This is a genomic window from Clostridium sp. (assembly GCF_051650885.1).
In the GTDB taxonomy this organism is placed as follows: domain Bacteria; phylum Bacillota; class Clostridia; order Clostridiales; family Clostridiaceae; genus Clostridium.
This window is the reverse complement of sequence record NZ_JBOFRG010000290.1, coordinates 1-12,160: the sequence shown is the minus strand read 5'-3', so window position 1 is coordinate 12,160 and position 12,160 is coordinate 1. Positions and strand designations below refer to the sequence as shown.

Sequence of the window (12,160 nt, the reverse complement as noted above, 5' to 3'; positions counted from 1 at the left end):
CTACTTTTAAAATTAATTACAAGATGGTTTATAAGGTTTGTGTCCACCACAACCAAAATTGTACATTGAATTACAATCTGGCATTGGAGGCGCTACTGGTTCGCATACATTACATGACATTGATGAACTAGCAACTCTTTCATTTCCTACTGCACTCTTAGAAACTAATACTTTGTAATCAGCTTCTTCACAGTTAGTTAAATCAAATTGATAGAAACCATTACAATCTGAAACAGTATGTGCTACTCCTACATATTCTTGTCTTCCACAGTAATGCATTACTTTAACTAATTTAACTAATACGTTAGCTACAGGCATTCCTGAACAATCTTTAACTTGACCCCAAACTCTAACACCATTAGCTTTTTCAACTGTTAAGTCTAATCTTACCTCACAATCTTTAGTATTTACGTGTAAGTCTGCGCTATTTCCTAAAATGTATTCGCAGCATCCTGCGTTTTGTGGTGCACAACCACAATTGTGTTTATTATATTCCATTTTGAAGTACTCCTTTCGTAGTTAAAATTTTAAAATACAATATAATATATGAAAAAATTTTAATATGGGTATTAATTATTGAGAATATCTTATCATAAGATTAAATAAATAGTTTTTTTAGGAGGAAAAAGTATTGGTTACAGATAATTTAGATTTTTTGCAGTCTATAGATAAAAAAATTGTGTCTTATGATAATATTCTAAATTTTAAATTTCTTATAAAAAATAAGGGATTTAATACAATAAAAAATATTTTATTTAATCAAGAAACTAATCTTAATCAAGAGAAAGTGTTTTTAAGCACTACTAAAGATGGTCAAATCTTTGAAGCTAAAATTGATGATAACATAGTATATTTAGGAGACTTGCATGTTGGAAGCACTATTGAGGTTAATATTAATGTTGTTATAAATATTCCTTTTACGTCAGAGTGTTATTCAATAGGACATCTTGAATTTTTAAATATAGAAGATAAGTCTTTTAGATTTTCATCAAATCCTGAAACCTTTTCTTTTAAGGGGGCAGATTTTCAAAATCTTGGAGAAGTAAAATTTTATTTTGAAAAAGAGTATGCAACAACAGATGAAGAAATAAATGTAGGTATTGATATAGAGAATAAGGGAAATTCTTCAGGAGAGAAAGTTATAATTGGAGATATCATTCCTGATGGAACATCCTATGTTGAAGGTTCTATCATGATAAATGAAAATAATCTTTCCTTTGATGGAGCTTTAGAAAGTATTAATATTGGAACAGTTCATTTATTCCAAAGAGTTTCTATAAAGTATAAAATCAAGGTAAACAGCACTTTAAAAGGTGATATTTTAAAACATAAGGTAACTTTAAAATATGAAAACAAGCTAAATGAAGATGAATGCTATAATAAAATCGTAAAGAGTAATGAGTCTTCACTAAATATTAAATTAGTAAAAGTTGACGACTTTAAAAAGGTCTGTTCTAAAAAAGAAGCAACAATAGGAGATAAGGTTACTTTTACTGTTGAAGGTAAAAATACTGGTAATATAAAGCTTTATGACATAATACTAAAGGATAAATGTAGTAAGTCTTATAATATAATAAATGAATCTATTATAATAAATGGAGTTAAAGCCTATAATAAAAATCTTGAGCAAGGTATTTTATTAGAAACTTTAAATGTATTAGAAAGCTTTCTTATTCAATATGATGCTATAATTGTAGATTTTGAGGATGACACATCACATGATATTCCAATTTTAATGTTTAAGTATGATATTGATGAGAAAGAGGAATTTAAAGATAAAACGTTGTATGGAAAATCTAGCAAACTTTTAATAAAGGCACCTGATTTAAAAACTTCTACAAAAAGCTTAAACAAGAGTACTGCTTTTTTAGGTGATGAAGTAACTACTAGAATTTCTTTAAGAAATACTGGAAATATACGTTGTGAAAATATTAATATAAAAGACTCCATTCCAGATTACTTAGAATTTATACCAAATAGTCTTTTTATAGACAGTGAAAAGATTTATTCAAGCTCTCTTGGAGAAGTTAATATTGGCTATATAAATAGCAAAGAAATTAAAGAAATTTCTTATAGAGCTAAAGTTTGCGATATTCCTAAATATAATAAAAATAAAAATAAGGTCAATCTTTTTTATACTTATACAATTGATGGTAAAAATTGCAGTAAAGAAATAGTTTTTTATGGCGAAGAGCTTGTTGTTAATGGTGCTCTTATAAAAAAGAAAAATATAGTTAAAACTGTTGATAGGTTATATGGAATTATAGGGGATGAACTTAATTATAATTTAACCTTTAAAAATGAAGGTAACTTCTCTTGTGAAAAATTATTTATACAAGAGGAAGAAAATAGAAATCTTGAGTTTATACCAAATTCATTAAATATAAATGGAATAGAAACTCCCTATAATATTTATAAAGGTTTTCTTTATGGTGAATTAGATGGTGGTGCATCTATAAATTTAACCTTTAGATGTAAAATTAAAAGTATTCCCTATTCATCATCAATCCAGGGACTTACAGAAATTTATTATGAATATAGAGGAGAAAACGGAACAAAAAAAATAAAAAATACAGTAACCTGTAAAAGTGAAGATGTAATAGTTAAGAGTGCTATTATTGATAATACTCTTGGAATTTTTACAAAAGAAACACCAAATAATGCTGCAAAATCAGGAGAAAGAATTCCTATAAGGCTTCATTTAAGAAATATGGGGAATACTGAAGCTTATAATGTTGTATTAATAGACAAACAAATTAAAGGTATTGAAATTGTTGAAAACTCTATAACTATAAATGGTAAAACTGAAAGCTATGGCGATGGTGTTTTTAATCTAGGAAACCTTAAGGTTAATGAAGAAAGAGAACTTTTATATTTTGCAAAAATAACTAAAGAATGTCCAAACTATGTGGAAGCTAATGCAGAGGTTAATTATTCTTTTTATGGGAATGATGGCGGAACATTAATAAAAAGCAAAGGATTTTCTAAGAATTTATCTTTAAATATATTTAATCCATCACTTTTAATGACTGAAAGTGTAAATAAAGACTCTTTAGAGGTTGGTGAAATATTAAACTACAATCTATATGTATCTAATAATGGAAATATTGATTTAAGAGAACTTAAATTATTTCTTGATTTAGACAATAGAGAGGGAATTTATTTAAATGAATTAACTATAAATAGACGAGTTATTATTGGTGCAACTTTAGATAAACAAATATCACTACCTAATATCGGAAAAGATGAATCTATTTTAATTTGTATGAAAATAAGCTTAAATAAACTGCTTATGAAAAATTCTATGAGACTTTATCCACGAATTAATCTTCTTTATGAAGGTGAAGAAAATATTTTAACTAATGTAGAATTTACAGGAACAGGTCGTGAAATTAGCATTAGCTTAAATACTTTAAATATTTCAAAATCTACTGCTAAAAAAACCTATCTTAAAGGTGAAAAGATTCATAACCTTATAACGGTTAGAAATGATGGAACTAATGCTGCTGAAAATATTGTGGTGTACGATAGCTCTATAGGCGAAGGCTTTATTGAAGACTCTTTAACTATAAATGGATATCCTGTTGAAATGAGCTTTATATCTGGTATTCCTATAGGAACATTAAAGCAAGGCGAATGTGTTTTTATAAGATACTCTTCTTTATATGAGGATGATTATACTAAAAATTCAGTAAGAAGTGTTGTTCGTGTAAGCTCAGAATTTTTAGATAGTAAATACGGTTATATGAAAAAAGAGTTTTTCTCAGAGGAATTTTCTATTTATTTAGTTAAAGCTTCTTTAAAATTAATAAAAACTGCTGATAAAAAAGTTCTTGCATATGGAGACAAAGTAAACTTTATAACAACTATTGAAAATAATGGAACTATACCTTTATTTGAATTGAATTTTAGTGAAGATATGGAAAAAGGCTTTATCCCTATAACTTCTAGTATATTTGTAAATGGAAGCAAAGTAATAAAAGGTGATTCTAAAAAAGGATTACCACTTCCACCTCTTGAACCTAAATCAATTTTAGAAGTATCAACTCAATATGAATATAAAAATTATAAAAGAATGCAAAGACTTTCTTCAGAAAGCTTAGTAAGTTATGCTTATGAACTTGAAGGAAATAAAGACATTTATATAGGTGAAAGAAAAAGTAACCGTGTATTCTTAGAAGGTGAGATTGCAACCTTTAGAAACTTTACAATAGACCATGATATTCTATTAAATGATGAGGACGTTTGGATAGGAGAAGTAACTGATGTTATAGTTGTTCCTAAAATAACTAAAAGCTATGTAGTTAAAACAATAAATAACACTTCTCTTGGAAATGAAAGTTTAACAGGGTACAAGCTTATTATAAGAGGTATTCTAGAAGAGAAAATAGAATATATTGCAAATACTGAGGAGGAATCAGTTCACATGGTAATACATGAAGAAAGATTCTCAACAAGTATAATATTACCAAAGCAACATGATTTAAATGAAGAGGTAAACTTAGATTCTATTGTTCATCAAGTATTCCACAAGGTTATAAATGATAAACAAGTTCAACTAAGTATCAATTTAACAGTTCAAGGGTTAATTTAAAATCTTATCACAATAAAGAAACATTTTGAATAAAATAAACTAATGATTAAAGGTTAGGGGGTGTATAGACTGTATGATAGAGAATTGTGATTGTAGTATACATGAAGCTAAGTATTCTCTTAACACATGTACTAAAAAAAATAAATTTAAATTTACAACCTTTGTAGATTATCTTGAAGTTATCGATAGTGAAAATGTATGTCTTAGAGTTACTAAAAAAGACTGTCAAATACGAAGAGATATAGAAGTAAAAGTGAAATGCTATAATCGGATTTATGGAACTGTATATAGTGATTGTAAGGCACCTGTTGAAAATGCAGTAGTTAACCTTATAAAGTATGAGCCATGTGCAGGATCTTTAGATAGGCAAGTTATTGCATATTCAGTAACTGATGAATTTGGAACTTTCAGTTTTTTAGTACAAAAAGATGAGAATATAGATAGATATAAAATAGAGATAGATGGATTACTTTCTTAATATAATGACATGGTTATAGGATTTTACTTTAACCATGTCTATTATTTTGCTTAAAAAAGTCTAAAACACTTTAAGTATAAATAAAATATATTATATAACTAATATATAAAAGGAGATTGTATTTTGGCTAAATATGTAAGAGAATTTGTAGAGTATTCAGGCATTTCAGATAGAATTCCTGAGGACATAGATGCATTTAAAAATATAAGTATTGACGGAACGTTTAAGTTATCACCTAAAAAACCAGGAATAGAAAGCTTTTTAAAATGCTCAGTTAAAAGTACATTATTTAATAGTAGACTTATAAATGGTGCCTTTGGTGTTGGTGCAGATGGAAAGAAATTAACTGGAGTTAGGTGTGCTGTGGAAGGGGAGGTTTGTTGTAGAGTTGAGTATATAGGAAAGAATTCAAAGGATCTTATTTATACTGATAGGGTTACAATTCCTTGTGTAACAAATGTTCCTTTAACAGATGAATATATGTATTCAAATAAAGTTATTCCAACTATATTTCTAGATGATATTTATTTAGAGAAATTAAATTGTCGTGAATATCTAATTGCAATTTCAGGAATAGTTACAATTGAAGATTAAAAGGAGGCGAGGAAAATAGATAAATATATTAAAGAGGGAATAGAATATGTTGGTATAAGAAAAAATCTTCCACAAGACGCTATTCTTTTTGGAGAAATTAATTTTTATGACACTATTAGAATAACTGAATGTAAAGGAAATTTAAAAAGTATAATATCAGCAAGCATTGATTCAAACATAGTCGACTATTCAGTAATCGACACAATAAAAGGAAGAGGAAACGATGGCACAAGCCTTTTAGGGAAAAAAATAATAGTTGATGGGGAATATATACTAAATCTTCAATATATAACAGATACTGCTGGTAAAACAGTTTTTGCAAGTAAATTTAAGTATTCAAAATTTGGTGAGATTACAGTACCACCAAAAATAAACAACAATAAAGTAGAAGATTTAAAACGACGTAGAAAAATAAAAATAACCCCTTTTGTTGAAGATCTCTTTGTAGATATAGTAGGTTCTAATAATATAAATATAAATACAACAATTATTTTGAATCTTGAGGTAAATTAAAGCATCTAAATAACAGATGCTTTTTTTATTTTTTTCACAAAATATGAAAACTCTATCATATTATATTAATAATAAAATTTTAGGAGGAGATTTTTATGCCAGCTAAAATTTCAGGAAGAGTTTTCAATGATATAAATCATAATGGTATTTATGATGTTACTGATACAGGCATCTCTTCATGTTCTATAGTTGTACAATTCCCAAATAATAATTGCACAACAACTCAGACAGATAGTTTAGGTTATTATGAATTTTTAAATATTACTCTCCCAGGGACATATATTATTTATGAAACCGTTACAAGTATAAATGCTGCATGTCCACCAACAAATTTTACACAACCAACTATTTTTAACGGATCAACAACTAAACGTCAATTAGACCTTTCAATAACAAATACTCAGATAAACAATAACACAAACCTTGGAAATAATGATTTTGGACATGATATAACAACTTTATTCGGTTGTTCACCCTTTGCTTGGCAATATGCTGATGGTCAACTTATAAGAATTGATTTAGCAACTGGAGTATATACAAAGATAGGATTTACAACTCCTTCTAGGACAAGCTTAAATGCAGCTGGATATAATCCAACTGATGGGAATATCTATGGGTGGGATATTACAAATTCAAAGCTTTTTAGAGGAAGCCGTGACAATATTTTATTTGAATTTCCATCAATCTTGAATTTACCTTTAAACTCATATTCTAGCGGAGATGTTGATAAAGATGGTTATCTTTACATGTATGCAAGTGGCATAAGCTCTATGTATGTAGTTGATGTAAATCCAAACAGGGCAACCTATGGTCTTCTTGTAGACCCTGCTAATAATTTCCTAGAAGATACCTCCCCATTTGGTTTAGCTTTAAGTGAAACTTTAGTTGGAATAGATTTATCTTTTAACGCCATCGATAATTATATCTATATGGTATTAAATTCAGGTATAGTAAAAAAAATTAATCCTACAACTGGTGCAGTTACAACAGTAACACCAAATGTAGTTGTGGCAGGTGCCTTTGGAGGTCAGTTTTTTGATAAATATAATAACCTTTATTCTATAAACAATTTAGATGGAACTATTAGAAAGTATGCTATAACAGGAAATACAGCAACAGTTACTAATTTTTCTAGTACCATTGCTACAAGTTCAAATGATGGAGCTAGGTGTAAGCAAGCACCTATATATTTTGCAATTTTTGAAGATCCAATAATTAAAACTGCAACCCCTGTAATTGGAATAAATGATGAAATAACTTATACTATTATTTTAAATAATATAGGAAATGTAAAAGCTGAAAATGTTTATTTAATAGACACAATTCCATCTGAAACAAGCTTTATTTTAAATTCAATAAAGCTTGATAATACTCAAATTTCTGGAAATATAACAAATCCAACTGGAGTTCTTTTAGGTGATATTTCTGTTGGTGTTCACACAGTTACATTTAAAGTTATTTTAAATACAGTTCCCTCTTCATACAAAGTCTATAATAAAGGACTTATTTCCTTTGAATTTGTAGATACTGCAGGTGGAGTTAGATATAGTGATAGTACAGAAACAATAATTGCATCAACTACAATTGTTCAAGCTATTTTGAAAAGCAAAAAAACAGTTGATTTATCTTCTTGTGATTTAGGAGATCAGTTAACCTATACAATAGAAATTGAAAATACAGGAAACACTGTAACAAGAACAATAACATTAAAAGATACAATTCCTGCAAATACAAGCTACATCAGTAATAGTTTAAATCAAGATACCTTTTCAATCTCTTGGAATGGTTCAAGTATTATAACTCTTCCAAACCAGATATTTCCTGGCGAAAAGAGTTATATAACCTTCAAAGTCCTTGTAAATTCAACCCTTCCCTCTAATATTATTTTAAATAATGGAACTATAAACTATGATTATATAGGAAATAATACTATTCCAAGTATAAAAAAAGATTCTTCCATTACAAATGAAGTTTCTACAACCTTAAATACAGGAAGCATTGATATAAAAAAATATTTAGATAAGGATTATGCTAAAATAGATGATATTATCAAATATACAATAGGAGTAAAAAATACTGGTACAACTATTGTAAATATAAATATAGTCGATACCCTACCTATAGGGGTATATTTTTTAAATAATAGTGTCTATATAAATAATATTAACAATCCAGGTATTATACCTGAGTTAATTCCTGTAACTAATTTATTACCTAATAATATATCGACAATAACCTTTCAAGTTAAAGTATATGAACTTCCACTTATAAATCCTATCTTAAACAAAGCACAGGGGATTTTTAGATACAACGTTTCTAATACAAGCTCTAAAGTTAAAGATTCAACATCAAATATAGTTTCAACAACTATTAATGATGTAATTTTAAATTTAAATAAGAAAGTAGATATGAATAATAGCTTTGTAGGTGATATAGTTTTATATACGATGACCATTAAAAATACTGGAAATACCTTAGCTACAAATGTAGTCTTTGTTGATACTTTATTAGAAGGCTTATCATTAGTTCCAAATAGCTTTTATGAAAATGGAGTTTTGAAGCCATCTTTTACAAGTGGAGTTCCACTTCCTTTAAACAATATCCCTAAAAATTCTACAACTACCTTAACCTTCAATGCTCTTATAACAACAATTCCTTCAGTTAATCCAATTTTAAATAGTTTTTTATTAGGATATAACTTTATAGTAAATCCTATAGCCTTAGTAACCTCCTCAAATTCAATAGAAAGTAATTCTATTGAAACTTTAGTGAATGATAATATAAATCCTATTAAGTTTGTAGATAAATCCCATGTAACTCTTGGGGATACAATCGTTTATACACTTAGAGGTAAAAACAATTTATCAGGAACTGTTTTTAATGCTAGATTATTTGATACAATTCCAAATGGAATGAGCTTTATTAATAATAGCCTCTTCTTAAATGGAACTAATATAATCGGTGCATCTCTAAGTCCCCCTCTTGGTCTATATATTGGAACAGTTCCAGTTGGAGATATAGTTACAGTAACATTTTCATGTATAGCCACAACCATCCCCTTAGTAAATCCAGTTTCAAATGCTTTAAATATAACATTTGATTTTGTAACAAATACAATTACTGGAGAAAGAACTCATAGAAGTACTTTATCTAATAATGCTTTAACAGAGATAAACTATGGAAACATTAAAAATGCTATAAAAACTGTTTCAGATGAATTTAGTACACTAAATGAAGTACTAACTTATACAATCACCTTCTCTACTGAAGGAAATAAAGATATTTTAAATTTCAGATTTATAGATACTATCCCTGATGAACTAACCTTTATACACGATACTTTAACCTTTAACAATATAGTACAAATAGGAAAAACTCCTGAAGCACCATTAGGATTCTATCTTCCTTCAATAAGTAAAAATAGTAACTATACTATAAGCTTTAAATGCTTGGTAAATACTATCCCACAAGCTAACCCTATTTTAAATTCTGCCATTGTAAATGGAGAGTTTTTATTAAATGATACAACTAATGAATACAAAAGCATTAATTTATTAACCAACATTGTAGGAACAACTATAAACTATGGGGAAGTATCCATTGTAAAATCAGTAGATAATATTTTTAGTGATTTAAATGAAGAACTATTATATACCCTAATCATAAAAAATAATGGAAATACGCCCTGTATAAATATAACTATCTCAGATACCCTTCCTCAAAATACAAGTTTTATATCTAATAGCATTTATATAAATAATATAAACATGCCACTTTTAGATATAACTAATATTCCTATCTCTAAGCTAAATGTAAATGAAACTAATACCATTACATTTAAAGTTCTTATAACTACACTTCCTTCAAATGACTATATTGAAAATAGAGCATATTCAACCTATTCTTATAGCATTTCAAATACTATTTTAAGAAATGAAAATACAAATTCAAATGTTGTATTAACAAAAGTAAATAATGCTGAACTAAGTTCAACAAGAAAAAAAGTTGATAAGGCTTTTACAATATGTGGTGATATTGTAACCTATACCTTCTGTATAGAAAATCTAGGTAACACAGTAGCTAAAAATGTTATCTTAAGGGATACTATACCAAATGGAGTAATTTTTATAGATGATTCTATAGAAGTTAATGGTACTGTTCTTTATGGTGCAAACATTGTTAGTGGAGTAAATATTGGAAATATAAATGAAAAAACAGTAAAAACAGTATCTTTTAAAGTAAAGGTACTTTGTATATAAAAAATACCTTCATTATTTTAATGAAGGTGCTTTTTTATAGAACATTATTAAGAAGAAAAAATAAAATAATATAGTGAAATAAAACGTTTATTGTATTAACTGAAAACTATATCGGTGAATAAGATATAACGTGAAGATTTATAATTCAAGGAGGGATAAAATAAATGGTAACTTTACCAAATCCTAATCCTATTCCTAACGCGGGGTATTTAGACTATCAATATGAAGTAACTCCAGGGACAACTCTTCCTGGTGCTATTAATAGTAATACAGTTTATACTCAAGTAAATAGAGCTATAATCCAAAATGAAAGTGGTGGATTAACTAAAAGTCTAGATAAAACCTACGTTATTTTAGGAGATACTATAACTTATACAGTTGTTCTAAAGAATACTGGTAATGTAGATGCAGTATCAGTTATATTTAAAGATACAATACCAGGATATACTAGCTATATAGCAGGCAGTGCCACAGTTAATGGTGTCGCAAGTGGAACTACTCCTGATGTTGGGTTAAGTGTTGGAACAATAGCACCAAATGGTGTAGCAACAGTAATTTTCAAAGTCTTAGTAAATAGTATTCCACCTGCTGGAAGTAACACTATTCCAAACTCTGCTTTAATAAACTATGATTTTGTTTACGATCCAACTACTCCAAGTTCAAGTAGTGCAAGTAATCTTTCAAATACAGTTGAAAGCTATGTAAATGAAGCAGTTATAAGCAATGTTGATGGTGGTCTTGTTAAAGCAGTTGATAAGCTTGAGGCTGATGTTTTAGATGTTTTAACTTATACAATCACAATTAAAAATACAGGAAATGTATCAGCTAATAATGTTACATTAAAAGATACTATTCCTCAAGGGACAGTATTCCAATCTAATAATGTAACAATTGATGGAACAAATACATCTGGAAATCCAAGTACAGGAATATCTTTAGGTTCTTTAGCTTCTGGGCAGACTAAAGTAGTTGTATTTACAGTTTCTGTTACATCTATTCCTAATCCAAACAAAGCAGATAACCAAGCAATAATTGATTATAATTATACAAAAGATCCAGCTTCTGTAAATGGTGCAACCGCTAAATCTGGATCAAATGTAGTTACAACTACAATAGTCACAGCAACTATTGATACTATTTCTGGTGGATTAGTAAAATCAGTAGATAAATCTTATGCGGCTGTAGGAGAAACTATAACTTATACAATAAAGGTTCAAAATACAGGAAATATTAGTGCCGACAATGTTATTTTTACAGATACAGTACCAACAGATACTACATTAGTAGATGTTTCAGTTGATGGAAGTTTAGTAGGGGGTGGAAATCCAACTACAGGAATAAACCTTGGAAATATAGGAGCAGGTTCTGTTAAAACAGTAACTATAAGAGTAACTGTAAATACAATTCCAGCTATAAATCCAATTCCAAACTCAGGGAAAATAGCTTACGATTATACTGTAAATGGTGCAGTAAAATCTGACCAAAACTTAACTAATATTGTAAGTACCACAGTTGCACAAGCATCTATAACTAATGGTTCGGGTGGACTTATAAAATCAACACCTAAGACTAATGGAAAAGTTGGAGATGTTATTCCATATACAATAGTTCTTAAAAATACAGGAAATGTTAATGCAACAAGTGTTTTATTTAAAGATACAGTTCCAAGTGGAACTACTTTAAATGCAGGAACACTTAAATTAAATGGAAGTGCAGCACCTG

Annotated in this window: 6 protein-coding genes; 5 read left to right on the top strand and 1 reads right to left on the bottom strand. The window is 28.2% G+C overall.

What is annotated here, in order from left to right; translation table 11 throughout:
• Window positions 1-12: 12 nt before the first annotated feature.
• Window positions 13-498: a carboxypeptidase-like regulatory domain-containing protein gene (locus ACRC28_RS13885; protein ID WP_438544043.1), complete on the bottom strand. Its 486-nt coding sequence runs from the start codon at window positions 496-498 to the stop codon at window positions 13-15.
• A 133-nt stretch (window positions 499-631) separates the two neighbouring features.
• On the opposite strand from ACRC28_RS13885, the gene ACRC28_RS13880 reads away from it, so the two are divergent.
• From ACRC28_RS13880 to ACRC28_RS13860, 5 genes are all read left to right on the top strand, one after another.
• Complete coding sequence (locus ACRC28_RS13880; protein WP_438544042.1) at window positions 632-4,594, top strand: hypothetical protein; 3,963 nt, start codon at window positions 632-634, stop codon at window positions 4,592-4,594.
• Between the two features lie 73 nt (window positions 4,595-4,667).
• On the top strand, window positions 4,668-5,072 hold the full coding sequence (locus tag ACRC28_RS13875; RefSeq protein WP_438544041.1) for a hypothetical protein: 405 nt from the start codon (window positions 4,668-4,670) through the stop codon (window positions 5,070-5,072).
• Window positions 5,073-5,195: 123 nt separating this feature from the next.
• On the top strand, window positions 5,196-5,666 hold the full coding sequence (locus tag ACRC28_RS13870) for a hypothetical protein (protein ID WP_438544040.1): 471 nt from the start codon (window positions 5,196-5,198) through the stop codon (window positions 5,664-5,666).
• 608 nt (window positions 5,667-6,274) lie between these two features.
• Window positions 6,275-10,438: a DUF6923 family protein gene (locus ACRC28_RS13865; protein WP_438544039.1), complete on the top strand. Its 4,164-nt coding sequence runs from the start codon at window positions 6,275-6,277 to the stop codon at window positions 10,436-10,438.
• A gap of 164 nt (window positions 10,439-10,602) precedes the next feature.
• On the top strand, window positions 10,603-12,160 hold a 1,558-nt coding region (locus ACRC28_RS13860; RefSeq protein WP_438544038.1), incomplete at its 3' end, for a DUF7507 domain-containing protein.